The sequence below is a fragment of the Gordonia sp. NPDC057258 genome, assembly GCF_042668985.1.
GTDB classification, from domain to species: Bacteria; Actinomycetota; Actinomycetes; order Mycobacteriales; family Mycobacteriaceae; genus Gordonia; species Gordonia hongkongensis.
The window spans coordinates 435,859-456,878 of sequence record NZ_JBHUXZ010000001.1; the positions used below are offsets into that span (position 1 = coordinate 435,859).

Annotated in this window: 18 protein-coding genes and 4 pseudogenes; 14 read left to right on the forward strand and 8 right to left on the reverse strand. The window is 67.6% G+C overall.

What is annotated here, in order from left to right:
• Window positions 1–124: 124 nt before the first annotated feature.
• Together ACFUEJ_RS02025 and ACFUEJ_RS02030 are read left to right on the forward strand one after the other, a co-directional pair.
• Complete coding sequence (locus ACFUEJ_RS02025) at window positions 125–379, forward strand: hypothetical protein (RefSeq protein ID WP_058253038.1); 255 nt, start codon at window positions 125–127, stop codon at window positions 377–379.
• A 128-nt stretch (window positions 380–507) separates the two neighbouring features.
• On the forward strand, window positions 508–1,233 hold the full coding sequence (locus ACFUEJ_RS02030) for a FadR/GntR family transcriptional regulator (RefSeq protein ID WP_065632057.1): 726 nt from the start codon (window positions 508–510) through the stop codon (window positions 1,231–1,233).
• Between the two features lie 21 nt (window positions 1,234–1,254).
• On the opposite strand, the gene ACFUEJ_RS02035 is transcribed toward ACFUEJ_RS02030, so the two are convergent.
• Genes ACFUEJ_RS02035 through ACFUEJ_RS02045 form a run of 3 tightly spaced genes read right to left on the reverse strand, consistent with a single transcriptional unit; the run spans window position 1,255 to window position 5,997 of the window.
• Window positions 1,255–2,523, reverse strand: coding sequence for an amidase (locus tag ACFUEJ_RS02035; RefSeq protein WP_388027254.1), 1,269 nt, complete (start codon window positions 2,521–2,523; stop codon window positions 1,255–1,257).
• Window positions 2,524–2,570: 47 nt separating this feature from the next.
• A complete protein-coding gene (locus tag ACFUEJ_RS02040; RefSeq protein ID WP_388027256.1) occupies window positions 2,571–4,391 on the reverse strand; it encodes a hydantoinase B/oxoprolinase family protein in 1,821 nt (606 codons plus the stop codon).
• A gap of 1 nt (window position 4,392) precedes the next feature.
• On the reverse strand, window positions 4,393–5,997 hold the full coding sequence (locus tag ACFUEJ_RS02045) for a hydantoinase/oxoprolinase family protein (protein ID WP_388027301.1): 1,605 nt from the start codon (window positions 5,995–5,997) through the stop codon (window positions 4,393–4,395).
• Between the two features lie 177 nt (window positions 5,998–6,174).
• On the opposite strand from ACFUEJ_RS02045, the gene ACFUEJ_RS02050 reads away from it, so the two are divergent.
• From ACFUEJ_RS02050 to ACFUEJ_RS02090, 9 genes and pseudogenes are all read left to right on the forward strand, one after another.
• Complete coding sequence (locus ACFUEJ_RS02050) at window positions 6,175–6,765, forward strand: MaoC family dehydratase (RefSeq protein ID WP_388027259.1); 591 nt, start codon at window positions 6,175–6,177, stop codon at window positions 6,763–6,765.
• Window positions 6,762–7,987: pseudogene (locus tag ACFUEJ_RS02055) on the forward strand (CaiB/BaiF CoA transferase family protein). Before ACFUEJ_RS02050 ends, ACFUEJ_RS02055 begins: the two are co-directional and overlap by 4 nt.
• A pseudogene (locus ACFUEJ_RS02060) lies at window positions 7,984–9,370 on the forward strand (MmgE/PrpD family protein). The pseudogenes ACFUEJ_RS02055 and ACFUEJ_RS02060 overlap by 4 nt, the downstream one beginning before the upstream one ends.
• Before the next feature lie 74 nt (window positions 9,371–9,444).
• Window positions 9,445–10,609: pseudogene (locus tag ACFUEJ_RS02065) on the forward strand (acyl-CoA dehydrogenase family protein).
• Complete coding sequence (locus ACFUEJ_RS02070) at window positions 10,606–11,223, forward strand: HpcH/HpaI aldolase/citrate lyase family protein (RefSeq protein WP_388027261.1); 618 nt, start codon at window positions 10,606–10,608, stop codon at window positions 11,221–11,223. The pseudogene ACFUEJ_RS02065 and the gene ACFUEJ_RS02070 overlap by 4 nt, the downstream one beginning before the upstream one ends.
• A gap of 65 nt (window positions 11,224–11,288) precedes the next feature.
• Window positions 11,289–11,444: a hypothetical protein gene (locus tag ACFUEJ_RS02075; protein WP_388027263.1), complete on the forward strand. Its 156-nt coding sequence runs from the start codon at window positions 11,289–11,291 to the stop codon at window positions 11,442–11,444.
• 43 nt (window positions 11,445–11,487) lie between these two features.
• The gene (locus ACFUEJ_RS02080) at window positions 11,488–11,619 is read left to right on the forward strand and encodes a hypothetical protein (RefSeq protein WP_255220179.1); all 132 of its coding nucleotides are present in this window, start codon (window positions 11,488–11,490) and stop codon (window positions 11,617–11,619) included.
• A gap of 155 nt (window positions 11,620–11,774) precedes the next feature.
• Window positions 11,775–13,346: pseudogene (locus ACFUEJ_RS02085) on the forward strand (hypothetical protein).
• 84 nt (window positions 13,347–13,430) lie between these two features.
• Window positions 13,431–14,300, forward strand: a complete 870-nt coding sequence (locus ACFUEJ_RS02090; RefSeq protein WP_388027266.1) for an alpha/beta hydrolase family protein — start codon at window positions 13,431–13,433, stop codon at window positions 14,298–14,300.
• 43 nt (window positions 14,301–14,343) lie between these two features.
• Here ACFUEJ_RS02090 and ACFUEJ_RS02095 read toward each other — a convergent pair whose 3' ends face one another.
• Entirely contained in the window at window positions 14,344–15,387 is a 1,044-nt protein-coding gene (locus ACFUEJ_RS02095) for a 2Fe-2S iron-sulfur cluster-binding protein (RefSeq protein ID WP_058253048.1), read from the reverse strand.
• A 2-nt stretch (window positions 15,388–15,389) separates the two neighbouring features.
• Window positions 15,390–16,601 (reverse strand): cytochrome P450, encoded by a 1,212-nt coding sequence (locus tag ACFUEJ_RS02100; protein WP_058253063.1) that lies wholly within the window; start codon window positions 16,599–16,601, stop codon window positions 15,390–15,392.
• A 238-nt stretch (window positions 16,602–16,839) separates the two neighbouring features.
• Here ACFUEJ_RS02100 and ACFUEJ_RS02105 point away from each other — a divergent pair, with 238 nt between their 5' ends.
• The 3 genes from ACFUEJ_RS02105 (at window position 16,840) to ACFUEJ_RS02115 (ending at window position 19,052) form a co-directional block, all read left to right on the forward strand.
• Window positions 16,840–17,772, forward strand: coding sequence for an AraC family transcriptional regulator (locus tag ACFUEJ_RS02105; RefSeq protein WP_058253049.1), 933 nt, complete (start codon window positions 16,840–16,842; stop codon window positions 17,770–17,772).
• A gap of 120 nt (window positions 17,773–17,892) precedes the next feature.
• A complete protein-coding gene (locus ACFUEJ_RS02110; RefSeq protein WP_058253050.1) occupies window positions 17,893–18,606 on the forward strand; it encodes a TNT domain-containing protein in 714 nt (237 codons plus the stop codon).
• Window positions 18,603–19,052, forward strand: a complete 450-nt coding sequence (locus ACFUEJ_RS02115) for an Imm63 family immunity protein (protein WP_058253051.1) — start codon at window positions 18,603–18,605, stop codon at window positions 19,050–19,052. The genes ACFUEJ_RS02110 and ACFUEJ_RS02115 overlap by 4 nt, the downstream gene beginning before the upstream one ends.
• Before the next feature lie 181 nt (window positions 19,053–19,233).
• Here ACFUEJ_RS02115 and ACFUEJ_RS02120 read toward each other — a convergent pair whose 3' ends face one another.
• The 3 genes from ACFUEJ_RS02120 to ACFUEJ_RS02130 form a co-directional block, all read right to left on the reverse strand.
• Entirely contained in the window at window positions 19,234–19,779 is a 546-nt protein-coding gene (locus tag ACFUEJ_RS02120) for an RES domain-containing protein (protein ID WP_223258854.1), read from the reverse strand.
• A gap of 171 nt (window positions 19,780–19,950) precedes the next feature.
• Entirely contained in the window at window positions 19,951–20,289 is a 339-nt protein-coding gene (locus ACFUEJ_RS02125) for a hypothetical protein (RefSeq protein WP_033204248.1), read from the reverse strand.
• A gap of 44 nt (window positions 20,290–20,333) precedes the next feature.
• Window positions 20,334–21,020, reverse strand: a 687-nt coding sequence (locus ACFUEJ_RS02130; protein ID WP_388027273.1) for an IS630 family transposase, incomplete at its 5' end; no start/stop codon positions are given.

Below are 21,020 nucleotides of genomic sequence, written 5' to 3' on the forward strand. Positions count from 1 at the left end.
GTGGCGCCTCCGCAAGCTCCGGCCTCCTCAGGGAGCAGAAGTTGGCTCGCTTCGCTCGCACCTCAGAATTGTCGTACCCACGGCATAGCGTGTGCACGACTGACACCGGGACGAGGGGACTTCGATGCCGAGCAGGATCGCTGCATTTCAGAACCACGACGCTGCGACGCTCGCCGGTTATCTCGAAGTGTGTGAGGACCAGTGGGAGAACTGGCAGAGCCGAGCAAACGGCGCCCGGTTGGTAGCAGCCGATTCGCGGACCATCCGGTTCTACGACGACGAGGCCGCGTACTGGAGCCACTTCGCGGAGATGCTCCGTTCCGCGATTGCCGAGGTGGAGGCGTCGACTCGACGAGCAGGGCGCCGACGACCGGCGTGACGTACCGGAGCTGACCACGCCGGGGTCCACCCCCGCCAGGCCGCATCCGAAAACCCTTGGCGCAGCGTCGTCTCCGCCTCGCCGATCTGGTAAGCTGGATCACACCCCATCCACGATCGGAAGATGTTGTGACGGAAGCGAATAAGTCTGGCCGACGCCCGGCGTACCAGGTCGTGGCCGACGCGCTTCGCGTACGCATCCTGGCGGGTGAACTGACCCCCGGTACCCGGCTGCCACCCGACACAGACTTGCGGGCCGAGTTCGGCGTGGGGCAGAGCACCGTCCGGGAGGCCATCCGGTCGCTCGCCAGCGAGAATCTCGTCCACACGACGCGCGGGGTCACCGGTGGAACGTTTGTCGCCACCCCCGACATCAGCCAACTGAGCGCTCACCTCGAAGCCGGGGTCACGCTGCTCGCGGCGGCCGAGGGCGTGACTGTTGACCAACTGATGGAGGTCCGGCAGCTCACCGAGGTCCCGGCCGCCGGCGTGGCCGCGTACCGCCACACCGACGCACACCTGGAAGAGTTGCGCGCCACCATCTTCGACGCCTCGGGCGAGATCGGTCCGGAGGTGTATGCGAACAACCAGGAGTTCCACCGCGTGCTGCTCCGGGCCGCGGACAATCCGCTTCTCGACCTGATCACCGTGCCGGTCTTCCGCGTCATCGGCAGCCGATTCAGCCGCGACGCCGCGCCCGAGGACTTCTGGAAGTGCGTCGACGAGGACCACCGCGCCATCCTCGATGCGGTAGAGAAGCGGGACTCCATGACGGCGATGACCCTCATGCGACGCCACCTCGACCACCTGGGTGACGTCTACAAGCAGATGGACCTGCTCAGACGCCAGGGCTGAGCAGGCCCGCCCCGCCCGAGTTCAGCCCACACCGACCCGGACCGGCGGGAGCCGTCGATGCCAGTCCGTCTGCGCCTGGAACTGCTCGGCGAGAGCGAACAGCGTTCCCTCGCCACCCTTCACCGCGGTCAGCTGAGCCCCGATCGGCATCCCGGACGGGTGGACTCCCACCGGCAGCGCGAGCGTCGGGCCGTCGTGCAACGACCACGGGTAGGTCAGCTGGCCCATCCGACGTGCCTGTGCGACAACTGCATCGTCACCACCGAGCAGGGGGACGTCCGCCGGCATCGCCGGGGTGAGGACCACGTCCACGTCGTCGAAGAGCTCGGCCGTGGCAGCGCGGAACACATCACGTTGTCGCCGCGCCGCGGTCACCTGACCGTCGGAGATGCTGAGTCCGAGCAGGATCCGCTCGCGCGTCGCCGACTGGAATCGGCTCGGCTCGTCCCGCAGTCGTTCGGCGTGGGTCTTCGCCAAGTCCGAGTAGATGAGGGTGTACACGACGTCCTGCGCCGATGCGCTATGCGGAACCGGCACGTCGACGACACTGTGGCCCAGGTCGCGAAGCAGGTCTGCGGCACCGACCACCGCGTCGCGCACTGCCGGGTCCACATCCTCGGTGACGAACGGCCAGGGCAGCGCGATCCGCAACGACCCGCTCCGCAACGGCGCCGAGTCGGCGCCCGCGAGCACCCCGAACGTCTCCCGCACCAGAGCGGCCGATCGGGCGAGCGGACCGACGGTGTCGAAGTCGGCACTCACCGGGAAGATCCCGGTCATGTCGAGCACGCCGACGGACGGGCGCAGGCCGGTCACACCGCAGCACGCGGCAGGCAGCCGGATGGATCCGCCGGTGTCCGTGCCGAGGGACACGTCGACGATCCCCGCCGCCACCGCGACACCGGACCCACCACTCGAACCGCCGGGCACCCGGTCGGCGGCCCAGGGATTCACCGTCCCACCCGATGCCGAGTTCTGACTCGTCACACCGACGGCGAACTCGGCGAGATTCAGCGTCGAGGTGATGACGCCACCGGCCTTTTTCAAGGCGGTCACGCACGCCGCGTCGGCAGATGCCACCCGGTCGGCGAAGTACTCGGACCCACAGGTGGAGCGCACGCCAGCGACCTCGATGTTGTCCTTCACCCCGATCCGCACACCCGACAGGGGGCCGGACGCCGCAGGATCGGACCGCAACTCGGCGGGAACCCACGAGATGACCGTGTTCAACCGCTCGGCAACGGAAACGACGTCGGCAGAACGACCTTCGCCCGCTTCGCTCTCGGACACGCCGGAGGGGCCGACGACAGAATCGCCGGCCCCTCCGATGTCACTGGTCAGGACGCCACCCGCGACGCGCGGAGCTGCTCGGTGGCCGCTGCGTCGACGGTCCAGTCGTCGGTGTTCACGACGACACCGTAGTCCTGACGCGCCTCGTCCGCGGACAGGTACTCGTCCCACACGTCGGAGAGCACCGCGAACGGATCGCGCAGGAACGGATCGCCGAAGCCACCTCCCGACGGCATCCGGATCTCGAGACGCTCGCCCTCGCGGATGACCTCCTGGGTCACCTTCGAGAACAGCACCTCCTCCTCGGGCGTGCCGGGGTTGCGGACGAACGAACCCGACGCGCCGTCGCCGCCGCCGAGGGCGCCCGCGGGCGGGTCGGTGCGGTTGTCGGCCTCGGAGCCGAGGAACGTGTCGGTCTGCATGTACCAGGTCCGCACGCTGCCGATGCCGCCGCGCCACTGGCCGGGTGCCGGTGACTCGTCGCGGAGCTCGTAGCGCTCGGCACGCATCGCGTGGTTGAGCTCGAGTTCCTCGATCGGGTTGTTGCGGGTGTTGGCCATCAGGGCGTCGACGGCGTCCATGCCGTCCTTGCCGTTACGGGCGCCGTAGGAACCCTCGTTGATCTCGATGTAGACCCAGTACGACTCACCGTCCTCGGCCAGACCCGAGTACGCGATGGCGCACAGCGCCGCCGACGAGCCGGCGATCGCCCGCTCGGGCAGCACCGGCGCCAGCGCCAGGTTGATCGAGTCGAAGATGCGGTTGACCTGCGAGAAGCGTGCGAAACACGATGCCGGGAAGTCCGGGTTGAAGATCGTGCCCTCCGGCGCGTAGGCGCGCACCGGTCGGAAACACCCGTCGTTCTGCGGGACGAACTCCTCGGTGAGGTACTCGTCGAGCAGGATGGTGCGGATCGCGCTCACCGCCACCGGCAGCACCGAACCCTCGAACGGCACGTTGAACGCCGTCGGCACCTGGTCGTTGGAACCGGTGAGGTCGATGAGGACGTCCTCGTCCTCGACCTGCACGCGCACCGCGACCTTCAGCGGCACACCGCGGTTCTTGCCGTCGTCGTCGAGGTAGCCGATCGGTGCCTCGTAGCTGCCGTTGGGGATCTGCCGGATCCGGCTGCGCAGCATCTCTTCCGAGTAGTCCATCCAGCGGTCGGCGGCACTCATGACGATGTCGAGCCCGTGCTTCTCGAGCAGTTCGACGAACCGCTTCTCACCGATGCGCGAGCAGGCGATGAGTGCCTCGAGGTCACCGCGGTTCTGCTCCGGGGTGCGCACGTTGTCCAGGATGTGCTGGATCAGCATGTCGTTGCGGACGCCGCCGTCGTAGATCTTCATCGAGTCCATCAGCTTGCCCTCGGCCCAGACGTCGACGACGTCCATACACAGGCCGGGGAAGTTGCCGCCGATGTCGGAGACGTGACCGGTGCAGCCGGCGAACCCGATGTGCTCACCCTCCCAGAAGATCGGGATGATCACGCCGTAGTCGGGGGAGTGGGCCGCACCGTGATACGGGTGGTTGTGCAGGATCACGTCGCCCGGCTTGTAGGTCCCGGCCAGCTTGCGGTTGACGCCGCGGATGTAGGCGGGGATCGAACCGCAGTGCATCGGAGTCGAATCCGACTCGCACAGTTCGCGGCCGTTGACGTCGAAGATGCCGGCGCCGAGGTCCTCGGACTCGCGGATCAGGCTCGAGTAGGCCATCCGGTAGAGGACCTGGGCCATCTCCTTGGCCATCGAGTTCAGCGCACCACCGATGACGCGCAGGGTGATCGGGTCGACCTCGACGGTGTTCCAGGTCCGGTTGGCTTCGGCGGCAAGCGAAACGCCGTCCGTGGGCATCAGAGCTTTCGCCATGTCAGGCGCTCCTCTCGATGATGATGTGGCCCACGGCGTCGACCGTGGCCTTCTGTCCGATGCCGACGATGGTCGTCGAGTCGAACTGCTGGACGATCGCGGGGCCGTCGAAGGTGTTGCTCGCCTTGAAGAGTGCGCGGTCGTAGATGGGGGTGTCGACCCATTCCGGATCGGCCGAGTCGTTCTTCCAGAACAGCGCGCGGGTGGTTGCCTTGATCGCCGACGACGCGTCCGCGCCGCCCTTCTCGATCTCGGCGATGCGGATGTGCTCGACCGCGCCCACTCCGGTCACGCGGATGTTGACCAGCTGTACCGGCTTGTCGTCGAAGCGCTGCGAATACGTACGCCCGTGGACCTCGTGGAAGGTGGCTGCGGTCTGCTCGACCCACTCGGCGGTGATGTCGCCGGCGGGCGCGGGAACCCGGAGCTCGTAACCCTGTCCGACGTAACGGCAGTCGACGCTGCGCTTGAGGGTGATCGAGTCGTCGGCGATGCCGTCGGCGCGAAGCTGGGCGACGGCCTGCTCGGACAGCCGGTCCATCTCGCGACGCAGCAGCTCCAGATCCGGTTCGGCCGACGAGGTCCACACGGTCGTCGGGACCTCGTAGCGAACATCGGTGGTCAGCAGGCCGACCGCCGAGGTGATCCCGGGGTGCCCGGGCACGATGACACGCGGAATGCCGAGGTGCTCGGCGATCTGCCAGGCGTACAGCGGCCCGGCGCCACCCTCGGCGACAAGCGAGAACTCGCGCGGGTCATAGCCTTTGCGGACCGAGTGCAGCGAGATGGCCTCGGTCATCGAGTGCGCGAGGATCTGGAAGATGCCCATCGCGGCGTGCTCGATGTCGGCACCGAGCTTGTCGGCGATGTGGGTCTGGACCGCCTCGGTGGCGAGTTCGGTCTTGACCTCCATGGTTCCCGACAGGAAGCTGTCCTCGCGGAGCCAGCCCATCACGACCATCGCGTCGGTGGAGGTGGGTTCGGTGCCGCCGCGGTTGTAGCAGGCCGGGCCGGGCATCGCGCCCGCGCTGCGCGGTCCGACGCGGAACATGCCGCCCTCGTCGATGCTGGCGATCGAGCCGCCGCCGGCACCGATGGTGTCGACCTCGGCCATCGGCACCATCGCGTGGTAGTCGCCGATGCGGGTGTCGAGCAGGTGCTTCATGCGGAGCTTGCCGTCGGGCGCGACGCCGATGTCGGCGGAGGTGCCGCCCACGTCGAGGGTGATGACGCTCGGGTAACCCGACGCCTCGCCGATGAAGCAGCCGCCGAGGAGCCCGGCGACGACACCGCTGGTCAAGAGCGACACCGGGACCTCGCTGGCGCTGCGCGACGTGACGAGACCGCCGGCGGAGGTCATCAGGTGGACGTCCTCGCCGACCTGAGCGGCCTTGGCCTTGCCGGCCAGGTTCTCGATGTAGCGGGAGGTCTTCGGACCGACGAAGGCATTGAGAGCCGTGGTGGAGAAGCGCTCGTACTCGCGGTACTGCGAGGCGACGTCGCTGGACAGCGAGACGAACACGCCGGGATACTCCTCGGCGATGATGTCCCGGACGCGCTGCTCGTGGGCCGGATTGCGGTAGGCGTGCAGGAAGGCCACCGCGATGGCCTCGACACCGCAGCATCATGCGATACATCGGAGGGGTTCGGCAACACCTGCGGCGAAACTCAGGGTATCGCCAGGATGACGAGATCCTCGACGTTCTAAAGATCAGATGTCTATGGTGGTCCGCGTCACGGCCCGTTGTGTGCATTCCACGACGCCGCACCCTGAGGAGGACCATTGGCCACCCATCCCGCCACTCTCGGACGCCTCTTCGAGGACTACGTCGTGGGCGACGTCTACCAACACCCGATGGGCCGCACCATCACCGACACCGACACCGACACCGACACCGACACCGACACCGACACCGACAACGCGTGGATCACATGCCTGTCGATAAACACCAACCAGAACCACTTCAACTCCCACCTCGCCGCGACGAATCCCATCACCGACGGCAAGGTCATCGTGAACTCGGGTCTGACCATCGCCCTGGTCCTCGGGCTCTCGGTCATCGACATGAGCCAGAACGCGGTCGCGAACCTGCAGTTCACCGACGTCAAACTGGCCCACCCGGTCTACGTCGGCGACACCATCTACGCCGAGAGCATCTGCACCGACCTGCGCCTGTCCCAGTCCCGTCCCTACGCGGGGATCGTGTCGATGGTGACCCGCGGGATCAACCAGGACGGCGAGGTCGTCATCTCCTGGAAGCGTTCGGTGATGGTCGCGACCCGCGAGAGGGGCATCGGACAGAACTACTTCCCCGAGGTCAAGGCCCCGTCCCTGACCGAGCTGACCGGAACCACCGAGGGGAGCGTTGGATGAAGCCGCTCGAGGACGTCCGCATCATCGCCATCGAGCAGTACGGCGCCGGCCCGTTCGGCAGCGTCCACCTCGCCGACCTCGGCGCGGACGTGCTGAAGATCGAGGAGCCGCAGTCCGGCGGCGACGTCGGAAGGTATGTCCCCCCGGACAACTCGGGCGAGGATTCCCTGTTCTTCGAGGCCTTCAATCGCAACAAGCGCAGTCTCTCACTGGATCTTGCGACCCCCGGCGGTCGCAAGGTGTTCGAGGACCTCGTCCGGACCAGCGACGCGGTCTACTCCAATCTGCGCGGCGACGTCCCGGCGAAGATCAAGATCACCTACGACGATCTCAAACACCTCAACCCGGCGATCGTCTGCTGCAGCCTGACCGGCTTCGGCATGACCGGTCCGCGCGCCAAACAGCCCGGCTACGACTACATCCTGCAGGGCCTGGCCGGCTGGATGAACCTGACCGGCGATCCGGACGGACCACCCACGAAATCCGGGCTGTCCCTGGTGGATTTCTCCGGCGGATTCGTCGCAGCCCTGAGCCTGATGGCCGGTCTGCACGCCGCGCGCCGCGACGGTGTCGGCGGCGACTGCGACGTCTCGCTGTACGACACGGCGGTCTCCATGCTCACCTACCCGGCCGCATGGCATCTCAATGCCGGTTACCGTCCGGGTCGCACCAAGAACTCGGCGCATCCGTCGCTGGTGCCGTTCCAGGCCTTCGAGGCCACCGACGGTTGGTTCGTCGTCGGCTGCGCCAAGGAGAAGTTCTGGGTGCGCCTCGCCGAGGCCATCGGTCTGGCCGAGCTGCTCGACGATCCGCGGTTCACCGACTTCGCCGCCCGTGGGCAGCACAAGGACGAGCTGCTGCGATCCTGGAGAACCGATTCGCCGAGTCGACCGTCGACCACTGGGTGTCGCTGCTGACCGAAGGCGGGGTTCCCACCGGGCCGATCAACGACGTCGAGCAGGCGCTCACCGAGGAGCACACGCTCGCACGCGGTCTCATCGCCACCACCGAACACGAGGTGTGGGGTGAGGTCCGGCAGGTGACCTCGCCGGTGCGTTTCGGCACGGACAAGACGGAGTATCGCCGGGCACCGCATCGCAACGAGAACTTCGACGAGGTGATGGGTCTGCTGGTCTACAGCGCGGACGACGTCCGTGGTCTCGTCGACGGCGGCGCCTTCGGCGCGGTCGCCCAGGCTCCCTCTGGTCAGGCCCCGTCGTGACCGCCCGCCGACTCGCGAGCTGGGCCGCCGGCCTGAGCATCGACGCCATCCCCGAGACCACCCGCCGCGCCGCACTCCGACACCTGCTCGACGGCATCGGCAACGGGATCGGGGCCCGGCGCCTCGACCAGGACGGACCGGGGTTGACGGTGGCTCGCGCGCTCGGCGGTCCCGCCCAGGCCCACGCGCTCGGAGATGCCGAGGCGATCTCGGCCCCCGCGGCGGCGTTCGCCAACGGCGTGCTGATGCATGCGCTCGACTTCGACGACATGCACGCCGGCGCGCTCGTCCACCCGACGACGGTCGTGGCCCCGGCGGTGCTGGCGGTCGCCGAGGAGGTCGACGCGGCCGGCGCCGACACCGTCGTCGCGCTGGTGGCCGGGCTCGAGGTCGCGTGCCGTCTCGGCGCGGCCGCGCCCCACGGGTTCCATGCGCGCGACTGCACGCCACCGCCGTCGTCGGTCCGCTCGCCGGTGCCGTCGCCGCCGGATTGCTGTACGGCGCCGGAGCCGATGTGCTCACCAACGCGATCGGCATCGCCGCGTCGTCGTCGGGCGGGCTCCTCGAGTTCCTCGACACCGGCGCGAACACCAAGACCCTGGACCCCGGGAACGCCGGCTTCAGCGGTGTCCTGGCCGCGCGGCTCGCGGTGGCCGGGGCGAGCGGACCCGAGTCGGTGCTCGAAGGCCGCCGCGGTCTGTACCGTGCGCTCGCCGATCGTGACATCGATCCCGACATCATCGTGGCCGACCTCGGAACCCGCTGGGAGAGTGCCAGTACCGGCATCAAGCCGTATCCGAGCTGCCAGCTGATGCATGCCGCGCTCGACGCGGTCGGCGCCGCACTGGTCACGGGCCGGTGAGCAGGGTCGCGAGATCACGCCGGGGAACATCTCGAGCATCGCCGTCGACGTCCACCCCCGACAGCGTCGAGATCGTCTGCGGCCCGGGCACCGGTACGCGCAGCCCGCGCAGCGTCTACGACGCCAAGTTCGATTTGCCGTGGAGCGTCGCCGCCCTCGTGCACGACGGTGCCGTGACCGTGGACACCTACGCCGTGGACTCGATCGGGCGCCCCGAGGTCGCGACCACCGCGGGACTCGTCGAGGTCACCACCGTGCCCGATGACCGCCCGGCCGCCGACGCCACCGGCCGGGCGGTCATCACCTTCGCCAACGGCTCCCGGGTCGTCGGCGAGGTGCCGTGCAGCCGTGGCACTTCGGGCCGACCGATGGACGACGCCGCCGTAGCCGCGAAGTTCCGCGGGAACAGCGGTGGCGGAGATGCCTCCGATGACCTCGTCGACGCGGTGTTCGGTCTCCCGAACGCGTCGTCGGTCGTACCGATCACCACCCTCGCGACGACCATCGTCGCCGCCGGCTGACACACACCACGCCCATCTCGCCGTGGGTTTGACGCAGCGAACCCGTCCGGTCACGCCTGAGAGCGAGGATCACAATGGATTTCAGCTTCAACTCCGAACAGCGCGACTTTCGCGCCGCCCTGCGTCAGCTCGTCGACAAGGAGATCATCCCGGTCGCCAACGAGTGGGAGCGCACCGGCCGGTATCCCACCGAGATCGTCGACCGGCTGCGGGAGATGGGTCTGTTCGGGATCACCACGCCGGAGGAATTCGGCGGACTCGAACTCGACATGGTGTCCTTCACCCTCGTCTACGAGGAGCTCGCACGCGGTTGGATGGGCATCGCCGGAATCCTCGGCAGTCACAATCTGTCCTGCTGGATGATCGCGCGCCACGGCACCGACGAACAGAAGGCACAGTGGCTCCCGCGCCTGGCAAGTGGTGAGTGCCGCACCGGAATCGGCCTCACCGAGCCCGGGGCCGGAACCGATCTACAGGGCATCAAGACGACCGCCACCAAGGACGGCGACGACTACGTCATCCGTGGCACCAAGACCTGGATCACCAACGCGCGCCACGCGAATGTGCTTCCGGTACTGGTGAAGACCGACCCGTCGGCCACTCCGGCGCACAAGGGCATGAGCATCCTGCTGGTGGACACCACCACGCCCGGCTTCGAGGTCCAGCGGGACATGGGCAAGCTCGGCCTACAAGGGCACGGAGTCGTGTGAGATCGTCCTCGACGAGGTGCGCGTCCCGCGGTCGACGCTGCTCGGCGGCGTCGAGGGCCGGGGCATGCAGCAGGCGCTGTCGGGCCTCGAGATCGGTCGGTTGAACATCGCCGGCCGTAGCGTCGGCATGGCGCAGGCGTCGTACGACGCGGAGCTGAACTACTCACGTGAGCGGACGGCATTCGGCAAGCCGATCTCGGACTTCCAGGCCATCCAGCTCAAGCTCGCCGACATCGCCACCCAGCTGCAGGCGGCGCGTCTGATGACGTACTGGGCAGCGGCCAAGGCGGATTCGGGTGCCCGCGTCGACGGCGAGGCCGGCATGGCGAAGTACTTCGCGTCGGAGACCGCGATCACCGCGAGCCTCGAGGCGATGCGCATCCACGGCGGATACGGCTACTCGACCGAGTTCAACGTCGAGCGCTACTACCGGGACGCGCCGCTGATGTCGATCGGTGAGGGCCCCAACGACATCATGCGGACGGTCATCGCCAAGGCGCTAGTCAACGGCACCGTCACGGTCGGATGACGCAGGCGCTGGTCTTCCTGTACGTCCCGGGCGACCGGCCCGAGCGCTTCGACAAGGCGGTCTGGTCGGGGACCGATGCCGTGGTCCTCGACCTGGAGGACGCGGTGCCGTTGTCGGGCAAGGACACCGCACGCATCGCCGTCGGCGCGTGGCTGGAGAACCGCGACCGGGACGGCGTCCCCGTCTGGGTGCGGGTCAACCCCGGAGCCGAACTCCTCGACGACCTCACCATGGCGGTGCGGGCCGGCGCCGACGGCGTCTGGCTGCCCAAGGTCGACGACGCGGCGACGCTCGAGCGGGTGGACACCATGCTGGCCGAGCTCGAGGCCGAGTGGGGACGACCCCGCACACCGGTGTCGCCGCTGATCGAGACCGGGGCCGGACTCTGCAACGCGGCGTCGATCGCGGCCGGACCGCGGGTCGAGTTCGTCCAGATCGGCGAAGTCGACCTCGCCGCCGACCTCGTGGTCACCTCGGTGTCGGCAACGAACTGCTGTGGGGACGCTCGCAGGTGGTCGCCGCGTCGGCGGCCGCGCGGATCGGTCCACCGCTCGGCGCGGCGTCGCCGGTCATCGACGACCCGGACGGCTTCGCCGACGAGACCCGGCGGCTGACCGCCCTCGGTTTCCGCGGTCGCGCCTGCATCCACCCGCGACAGATCGCCCCTGCCCGCGCGGGGATGGCGCCGACCGACGCCGAGGTCGCCTCCGCCCGCGACGTCCTGACGGCCTTCGACGCCGCGGGAGGCGCCGCGGCCACGGACAGTGCGGGCCGTCTGATCGACGAGGCGGTCGCGCGGATCGCCCGGCGAACTCTCGCCCGGCAGTCGACGTAGGATCGACAGCGCCGGGGCGGGGCGACCCACGGTTTCCTGCTCGGTGCCGGACCCGACCCCTCACGCGAACATCGAAACGGAGACGAACATGGTGGACAACATCCTGTGGCAGGCGATCCAGGACAACGAACTGGCACTGGCCGTACTGCAGTACGTGTTCTCGGGCGTCAAGTAGGCGAATCCGAAACAACCCGCAATCACGTTGCGGCAGTTCGGTCGGAATTGCGGGCCGAACTGCCGCAACAAACATTTTGGGACTTATTCAGAAATCGATCCGGTGAATTCACCGGCTACTCGGGTTGTGTCTGAATTGTCCGCTAGTGTTTAGCGATGCTCACAGGCACGCGCGGTAGTCGATGGCTGATGCGTCTCTCGGTGACAGCACTTGTGCTGGCGGTGGCCGCAGGTTTGTCGATCGTCGCCCCCGGTCCGTCGCAGGCGGCGCCCGTGGTGAACCCCAACGCCGGAAAGCTCGTCGCGCAGGCCGACTTCCAGGTCAAACGGGACGGTTCCTCCTTCGAGAACTGGGGGCCGAACGACGCTCTGCACACCCGCGGCCTGAGCGTCGAGGGTATGCGGGCGGTCTTCGGCGACGAGGTCTGCGCACGCATCGTGGTCGGTGTGTGTTCGCCGACCACGGTCGCCGAACTGCTGCAGCAGGAATTCAACGAGTCGATGGCGGGCGGGCACTGCTTCGGAATGGCCGCGCTCGCCGCACTGTATGCCACCAAACGTCTGAACCCGTTCCCACTGGCGCTGCCGTGACAACCGGTCTACAGCATCGGCCGGTCGGCGCCGCTGGACGAACTCATCGCGCGGATGTTCATCACCCAGGGCTTCCCGCCCACCGACCTCGTCCAGTCCCAGGTGTCGGTCACCCGGGCGCTGTCGCAACTCCGGTCGGCGTGGGCGCGCAACGACAACTACGTCCTGGCGATCTACACCGATGAGGAGCAGAGCGCCGGGCACGCCATCAACCCGATCGCCATCCGCGATCTGGGCCAGGGCAAGCGCGGCATCGTCGTCTACGACAACAACTTCCCCGGCGTGGAGAAGATGATCGTCGCCGACCCGGCTGCCAACAGCTGGTACTACTCGACGGCCACCAACCCGTCCGAGCCGACACTGTTGTTCCAGGGGTCGCCGGCCAACAAGATGATGCTTGTTCCGCTGGCACCGATCCTGGCACGTCATCAGGATCCGGAGCTGCGTAACGACGAGACGGTCGTGATGGTGTCGGACAACAACGGCGGTGCACGCGCTGTCGGCGACGTCGACTGGGACGTGCCGGTCACCGATCCCGCCGGTCGTGCGATCCCGGGTGTCGACAAGAAGATCTTGTTCAACAACGACAACTCCGCCACGTTCACGGTGCCCGCGAACCGGAAGTTCCGGATCGTCGTGGACGGGGTGGAAGCGGGTCGGACCGCGGACATCGACGCCACCGTGCTCAGCGCGGGCGGCGTGGTCGCGATGGGTGATCTCGAGGTGCCCGCGGGTGCGGTCGCGGTCATCGACGCCGATCCGGCCCGGCACGGGATGCGGGTGACCTCGTCGGCACCGTCGACCGCGGAGTTCGAAGTCGCGACCGAGAATTCGCAGCGATCACTGTCGACCGAGACCACGCAGTTGGCGTTCGGCCCGGGCTCGGCGGTCACGGTGGGGGCCACCTCTCCGTCGGGAGTGACCGTTCGATCCGAAGGACGGGCACAGCGGCTCCGACTGGAGGTCGAACGCAGCGACACCTTCACCGATCGCATCGCGGTCAGCCCGACGTCGATCTCGCTGCCCGCGGGCGCGACGGTCACGGTGCCGGTGGATCTGTGGCCCGGGTTCGGACCGCTGCCGGCGACCCTGCGTAGCGGCGCGTCGATCACGCCCGTACCCCTGAGGGTGCGGTGACGGCCTCGTCGCGTCGCGTCCGCATCAACACTGGGGGTCGTCGTCGCCGGCGTGCTGGGACTGTCCGCGTGCTCCACGGGAACCATGCCGACCCCGACCCCCAGCAGCAGTGCCACAGCCGCCCCGGTCGAGTACCTCGACGAGGTGACCGTCCACCGGTTCGACTACCCGACGCCGGACGATGGTGACTCGGAACAGAATTGGGCCGAACTGTACCTGCCCGCGGGTGAGCAACGGGTCGATACGATCCCGCTCGTGGTCCTCATCCACGGCGGTGCCTGGCAGAGCGCCCTCGGCGCCGACGTCTTCGAGCCGCTGGCACGAGACCTCGCTGATCGGGGCATGGCCGTGTACAACATCGAATACCGCCGCGTCGGATCGGGCGGTGGTTGGCCGACGACGTTCCGGGACGTCGCGAGCGCCCTGGACCACGTCGTCGTGGTGGACCGGCAGTTCCCGCAGATCGACACCGACGACGAGCTGGTCGTCGGGCACAGTGCCGGAGCGCAACTCGCGGTCTGGGGCGGCACCCGGCACAAGCTGGAGGACGACGAGGTCGGTGCCCGACCATTGTTCCGCCCGACGCGCGTCGTCTCCCTCGCCGGTCCGCTCGACATGACCTACGCCGCAACGCACGGCGACGACCGCATCGTGACCGCCCTCGGCGGCACCCCGGCGCAGGTTCCGCAGCGGTACACGATGGTCGATCCCATCCAGAACATCGATCCCGACACCCCGGTGGTCGCCGTCCACGGCACCGCCGACCGAATGGTCTCCCCGGCGAACTCACAGCGGTACGCCGCCGCCGTCGTGAAGGCCGGCGGCGACGCGGAGGCCGTACTGATCCCAGGCGGCAACCACGGTTCGGTGGTCACCTCGAACGCGCCCGAGTACCCCCGTGTCCTCGACATCATCACCGGCGCGTCGGCCGCCGACGTGCAGGACGTGGCCTGAGCCGGTCCTCGGCCACTGGGACCGACGCGACTGCCGGGCCGCCTCAGAGCGTCACGAGACTCGCTGCGGGCGTGTACTTCTCCCGACTGATCCGGCGCGGGGGCATCCGTCGCCGCTTGAGTGCCCGGACCCCCGCCTCGACCATCGCGGGCGGGCCGCAGAGATACGCGGCGTAACTGCGGCAGGAGTCGAAGTCCGTCATCATCGCGTCGCCGACGTAACCGGTGCGGCCGCACCACTGTTGGCGACTGAGGCAGGGCGTGTACCGGATGTTCGGGTGGTCGGTTGCGAGTGTGCGCCAGAAGTCGACGTCGTACAGTTCGGCCTCGGTGCGGACGCCGTGGTAGACGTGGATCTCGCGATCGGGGTCGGTTTCCAGCGCGGCTCTTGCGATCGCCTTCAGCGGCGCGAGGCCCGTACCCCCGGCGAGCAGGATGAGTCCGACTCCCGGCTCGTCCTCTCGATGACAGAAGTCACCCCAGGGCCCCGTCATCGACACCGACGATCCGACGGTCAGCGAATCGAAGATCCACCCGTCGGTGGCCAGACCGTCGGGTTGCCGGCGGATGTGGAACTCGAGGGTGCGGGATTCGCTGGGCGGGTTGGCCATCGAGTACGGACGTGTCTGGTCCGTGCCCGGGATCGACAACTCGACGTACTGGCCCGCGGTGAACTCGAACGGGTCGTCGAGCGACACCGTCACGGAGACCGTGTCGTCGGCGACCGTGGTGAGGGAGCTGACGGTTCCGGCGAGATCGCGCAACGCGTGGTGGTGCGCGCCGGACTCGTCCGCGGGTGGTTCGACGACGATGTCGGTGGTGGGCGTCGACTGACACGACAGCACGTATCCCTGGTCCCGCTCGCCGTCGGACAGCACGGTGTCGGGGGTCGGCGGCGCGTCCACCATTCCGCCGGTGACGCGTACCTTGCAGGTACCGCAGGTTCCCTGGTTGCAGGAGTTGGGAATCCACACACCCTGACGTAGCAGGGCATCGAGAACCCGCTGCCCGGATCCGCAGGTCACCGAGGTCGTAGGCGTGTCGATGCGGAAGGTCGTCGGGTCGGACCGGGTCGTCGGGTCGGACATCGTCACACCTCCCAGACCGTATGCAACGACGTCGGGCCACGGAAACCCCAACCCCAGAACTCGACGTCGCTGCTGTCGTCGCGCTCGAGGTTCGGGATCGACTCGAACAGCTCCTCGAGTCCGATTCGGCACACGTGGTTGGCGAAGTAGATGCCGGCACACGCGTGGTTGCCGGCACCGAATGCCAGGTGAGGCAGGGGCGGTCGCGTGATGTCGTACTCCGACGGCGCCTCGTAGACCGAGTGGTCGTGGTTGGCCGATCCGTACGACATCAGGACCACCGAGCCCGCCGGCAGGTCGACGCCGGCGACCTCGGTGTCCGTCGTGCTGATCCGGGCGGTCGCCGACCAGATCGGCGACGTCCACCGCATGCCCTCGGAGATCGCGCGCGGGATGAGACCCGGCTCGTCGACGACTTGCTCGAACTGATCCGGGCGACTGAACAGACCGACGAGTGTCGACGCCATGGCGTGACCCGGCTCCTGCATCGCTCCGAGGAGGTAGACGTACAGCGTCGGATAGATGTAGTCGCGGTCGCGGGTCTGCCCGTCGGGCATCCCGTCGTGCAGCCAGTGCGAGATCGCGCTGTCGTCGGGATTCTCGATCCAGTTGTCGATCAGCGGATCGACGATCGACTGGATCTCCAGCTTCGCGGCGTCGGCCTCGGCGAAGCCGTCCGGGTTGGTGAACTCGCCGTTCTCGTCGACTCCCGCATTGGTGAACGACACCGACAGTTTGTGGAACCATTCACGCAACTTGTCGGAACTCACCGACTGGAGGCCGAGCAGGTCGCCGAGCGCGCGGACGCTGACGGGTTCGCAGTACTGGGCAACGAGCTCGGCGCGCCCCACATCCTCGAAGTCGCTCAGGTATCGGCGGGCGATGGGCCGGACGAGGTCGTCGATCCACCGGTCGACCTCCTGGGGCTGCAGGGCCGGGTCGACCATGGACCGCAGGTCCTCATGGATCGCCCCGTTGACCCCGATCACCGCCGGGTGTCCGAAGGTCCGCCCGCCCGCCTTGGTGATGACCGCCTCGAAGTCGGGGCTGGTGGCAATCGTCCGGCAGATGTCCGCGGTCGTGGCTACATAGGAGCCCAGGATCGGGATGTACGCGAGCGGTGCCTCGACGCGGAGACGCTCGTAGACGGGGTAGGGGTTGCGTTCGAGCTCGGTCATCGTGATGTCGTCGATCCACGACATGGTGCTGGTCATGGGTTCCTCCGCTGTGTTCGTCTCGAGGCCGGGGGTCTGCGCCGGCAGGCTGTCGGCGACCCGGTGCGAGGTGACACTAGGGACCGCCGGACCGGCGGTCGATACGGTTCGCGCGCCGGCGGCACCGATCGCGCGACGATGTGATCGCAGTCTCTGAGGAGGGTGGCGAGTGTGACCGGTCACCGGGTTGAATCGAGACGCGGGACCCTTGCGTGACCGGAGTACGAGGAAGACATCCATGCGGAGCACCACATCCACCAGTGACTGGGAGACGGCGCATCGTGCCGTCGAAGAGGTGTACTTCCCGCATGAGCTGACCGCGCTGTCGTCGCCGGATCAGCTGAATCTGAACCTGCAGACCGTCGAGCTGGGACCGGTCACGATCGGCAAGCTCAACTGGGGGACCGATGTCTCCATCTCCTGCGACTATCCGGGCGCCTACGAGATCAACATCCCGGTCCGCGGCGTCCTGGACTCGCGCGCCGGATCGGTGCAGACGACGTCCGAGGAGGGGACGGCCACGGTCTTCACCGCGGACCGCCCGTCGACGATCACCCGGTGGTCGGCGGACTGCGTCGTGGTCGGGGTGAAGTTCGACGCCGAGTACCTCGAACGTGAGGCCGACCGGGTCCGGGCGTCGGCGCTGCGTTCACAGTTGCGGCTGCCGGATCAGCTGGATCTCGCCGGACCCGACCAACAGGCATGGTTCGGGCTCGTGCGTGCATTGTCGGCTCAGGTGCGCGAACCCGCCGACCTCCTGTCGAACCCGCTGGTCGGACCGCAGCTGGCGAGCGCGATCAGCAGCGCGTTCCTCCTCGCTGTCTCTCCGGAAGAGGCGGGTACCGGTCTGCGCCCGCGGATGGTCAAGCGCGTGCTCGACGCGTTGCACGACGATCCGGGACGCGACTGGCGTCTGGCGGACATGGCCGAACTGAGCGGCTCGAGCCTCCGACGACTGCAGGAGGGCTTCGCCGAACACGTCGGTGCGAGTCCGACCCAGACGCTGCGGGACATCCGACTCGACCGGGCTCACCACGACCTCACCGAACCGGACAACACCGACACGGTGGCCGAAGTTGCTGCGCGATGGGGCTTTTCGAGCCCCAGTCGGCTGGCGGCCGCGTACAAGAAGCGCTACGGCATCCCGCCGTCGGAACACCGTCGGCGGTAGCCCTTTGGGACGTCCGGTCGAATCTGAGTCGGACCTTTGCAGTTCAGGCCCCATCGTGTCGTCGATCGGTTAGTTTCCGCACTGCGTGACCTCCGGACGTACCCATCGAAAGGCGCGGCCATGAAACGTCGCCATGCTCTGCTCGCCATCTTCTTCAGTCTTGCGCTGGCGGTGTCCGGGGGAGGGGTCGCGGCGGCCGCACCGAATCCCCTGAGATCGTTGGACTTCGGATCGCTGGGCGGGCCGGAGGCGGGTGGATGTTCCGCACAGTTGTTGTACAACGACGAACTGTTCGGTCCGAAGATTCTGGCGACCGATGCCCCGGTGGGTCCGCAGTTGAGGGGTTACGACCGGCTCGCGGGTCTGAGTCCGAGCGAGTTCCTGCAGACGTATCGGAAAGGGGACAAGTGGGACTATCCGGACCACGACGGATACACGCTGAACCCCGACGGGTCCGCCAAGAAGTCGGTGACCACCCTCAACCCGAACAAGCGGATAGATCGCTATGGTCCCGCCAATGGTCGCTTCCTGGCCCCCGCGGGCACGCACTACAAGAGGCGGGCGCTTCCGCCGGAGAACCTCGTCGACAAAGACAACCCTCAGTTCTGCAACTATCACGTGTACGTGGTCATGCGCCCGGTGAAGGTGTGGATCGGACGTATCGCCAAGGGCTTCGGTCAGCCGGGCGGCGGCATTCAATATCAGATCGACCAGCAGCTCCTCGATCCCGGGTTGATCGAGGACCATCGCGGATGTTTCAACGAGACAAGCGGTTTCGTCAACACCCAGTGGTTGCTGTGTTCGGGTGTGCTCGAGAGCGTCTTCCCCGGATGACGTCGGGCGCCGACGACCAGCTCGACCCCGAGATGCGCAGCCGGATAGCCGATCTCGCGGCGACGATGTCGGCGGAGCCGTCCGATGTGCCTCGCCTGGGTCACATCCCCGACGACGCGACGCCCTCGTGCGTGCGTGACTCGGACGGTGTGTGGCACTTGATCATCCGCGAACGCGGCACGGTGATGTTCGACCGGCAGTCCAGCGATCCAGAGGAGTTTCTGAGCTGGGTTGCGGTGGCGATCGCCGAAGCGGCGTCGTATCGGCTGCACTCGCCCGGCGCGCCCGACTATCTGCGCCGCATATGGGCAGAACAGTATCGGATGCTGACCGCGGCCGACCCGGAGTGGGCCCGTGCGTGGTTGGAGCGGACCCGGACAAGGTTGGTCGACCAGGGAGCCGACGATCGTGAACTGGCGCAACTGCCGGGCCGGCATCCCGGCTGAGACGAGGTTGGGAATCGGCGTCCACCGGTGTGGGCGGCGTAGCGGTGCAGGTTCGCTATCCCGAACTTGAAGACGATCGTAGGACCACCACGGTTGGTCGAGCTATCCTCATGCTCGTTCGACGATGCGGCACAGCCTGTTTCAGGCCGGTTATGTGGAGTCCACTCGAGTCCGAAGAGGGTCAGGGCGCGGGCCAGTTGTGGATCCGCGGCGTCAATGGGGGAGTGGTCGAGAACGCCGGAGTGGGGCTGATGTCGGGGTCGGCGGCGCGTTCATAGAGCGCCCACATGCGCAGCTGGTCGCCGTGTCGGGAGTCGAACTCGATCCCGTCGACCGCTGCATGGCCGTGGTCGGTGAGGGCGTAAATCCAGCGGGAGATGGCCTGGGTGAGCCCGCGGGGCCGGCCGTCCCGCAACGCGGCGGTGTCGAGGTCATCGAGCCCGTAGCGGATCGCGAGCGGCCGAAACACCGTCCGGAGGGTGGCGAGGCTGTCCGGGTCGGCGGGCACCGCGAACCGTCCGGTCAGGGTGCCGTGACCGATCATCCGTAGATCGCACCACGATCGCGGAACGTGGCCGGGCGGCAGCGCGGGGTAGTCCTGCTCGTCTTCCTCGTCGACGACGATGTCGTCGAGCTCGGCGATCAGTTGTGGGCTGGGTCGGGCGAAGGCGAGGACTTCGAGGTAGCAGGCCAGGGGAGTGTCGGCGCAGTACAAGGTGCGCCACACCCCCGTCGGGGTCGTCCCAGCGGCCGGCGAAGCGGTCGTCGGTGGCGTACTCCCATGGTGTCCACTCCCACGGGCTGGGCGCGTATCCGACTCGATATATGGGCGTGGCAGTCCGGATGCTGGTGGTGATCGGGCCGTGCGGGGTGCTGATCGTCGAAGGCTGTGGTTGGTTCATCCCACCGCGGCGAATTGGCGGGCGGCGGCGAGTACTTGCGGTCCGACGTCGGCGAGCTCGCCGTCGCGCAACAGCAATGCCGGCGCCCGGTCGTCGAGGACCGGGTTGAGGCCCTGGAACCAGGCTTGTGCGACGGCGGGGGTGTCGCGTTCGGTGATCAGGCGGGCGGCGCGGTAGGCGATCCGGAGCCGTTCGACGTCCTCGGGGTTGGCGATGGTGCGGGTGCCGTCAGCCCATTGCCGCACCGCCCGGGTCTCGCTCACCCGACCCAGGTAGGCGACCAGCCGCGCGCCGAGCAGATCTCGCAACGCAGCCACCAGTTCGGGCTGCGACATACGAGCCGCCTCGGCGTAGGCAGCTAGTGTTCTGAGTCATTAATTCATGTGCAGTAGTGGGCGATGGAGTCGAGGATCTGGTCAGCGGTCTTGACCCACACGTAGGGGCGGGGGTTGTCGTTCCAGGTCTCGATCCATGCTCTGATGTCGGCGTTGAGCGCTCTCACGGTGCGGTGGGGGGAGCGTTGGAGCTTCTTGGTGGTCAGTTCGGCGAACCAGCGTTCGACGAGGTTCATCCAGGATGAGCTCGTCGGGGTGAAGTGGACAACGAATCGTGGGTGCGAGGTCAGCCATCGTTTGACCGCGGGCGTCTTGTGGGTAGAGGCGTTGTCCATGACCAGGTGGACGTCGAGCTCGTCGGGCACCTCGGCGTCGATCTTGCGGAGAAACCCGATGAATTCTGTTGCCCGATGCCGTGAGTGAAGCGAACCGATCACTTTTCCCGACGCGATGTCCAACGCCGCGTACAGACTGGAGGTGCCGTTGCGCACATAGTCGTGGCTGGCCCGTTGCGGGGTGCCCGGGAGCATGGGAAAGATCGGCTGGGTGCGATCGAGAGCTTGGATCTGGGTCTTCTCGTCAACGCAAAGCACCAGGGCACGTTCGGGTGGGTTCATATAGAGCCCGACGACATCGCGGACCTTCTCGGTGAACAAGGGATCTCTCGACAGCTTCCACGAATCCTGTTTGTGCGGAGCCAATCCGAACGCCCGCCACACACGCGACACGGT

Coding starts and splice junctions, on each gene's coding strand:
- ACFUEJ_RS02025 (WP_058253038.1), top strand. CDS start 125: ATGCCGAGCAGGATCGCTGCATTTCAGAACCACGACGCTGCGACGCTC.
- ACFUEJ_RS02040 (WP_388027256.1), bottom strand. CDS start 4,391: ATGGCGAAAGCTCTGATGCCCACGGACGGCGTTTCGCTTGCCGCCGAA.
- ACFUEJ_RS02070 (WP_388027261.1), top strand. CDS start 10,606: ATGACGCAGGCGCTGGTCTTCCTGTACGTCCCGGGCGACCGGCCCGAG.
- ACFUEJ_RS02075 (WP_388027263.1), top strand. CDS start 11,289: ATGGCGCCGACCGACGCCGAGGTCGCCTCCGCCCGCGACGTCCTGACG.
- ACFUEJ_RS02090 (WP_388027266.1), top strand. CDS start 13,431: ATGCCGACCCCGACCCCCAGCAGCAGTGCCACAGCCGCCCCGGTCGAG.
- ACFUEJ_RS02095 (WP_058253048.1), bottom strand. CDS start 15,387: ATGTCCGACCCGACGACCCGGTCCGACCCGACGACCTTCCGCATCGAC.
- ACFUEJ_RS02100 (WP_058253063.1), bottom strand. CDS start 16,601: ATGACCAGCACCATGTCGTGGATCGACGACATCACGATGACCGAGCTC.
- ACFUEJ_RS02105 (WP_058253049.1), top strand. CDS start 16,840: ATGCGGAGCACCACATCCACCAGTGACTGGGAGACGGCGCATCGTGCC.
- ACFUEJ_RS02110 (WP_058253050.1), top strand. CDS start 17,893: ATGAAACGTCGCCATGCTCTGCTCGCCATCTTCTTCAGTCTTGCGCTG.
- ACFUEJ_RS02115 (WP_058253051.1), top strand. CDS start 18,603: ATGACGTCGGGCGCCGACGACCAGCTCGACCCCGAGATGCGCAGCCGG.
- ACFUEJ_RS02125 (WP_033204248.1), bottom strand. CDS start 20,289: ATGTCGCAGCCCGAACTGGTGGCTGCGTTGCGAGATCTGCTCGGCGCG.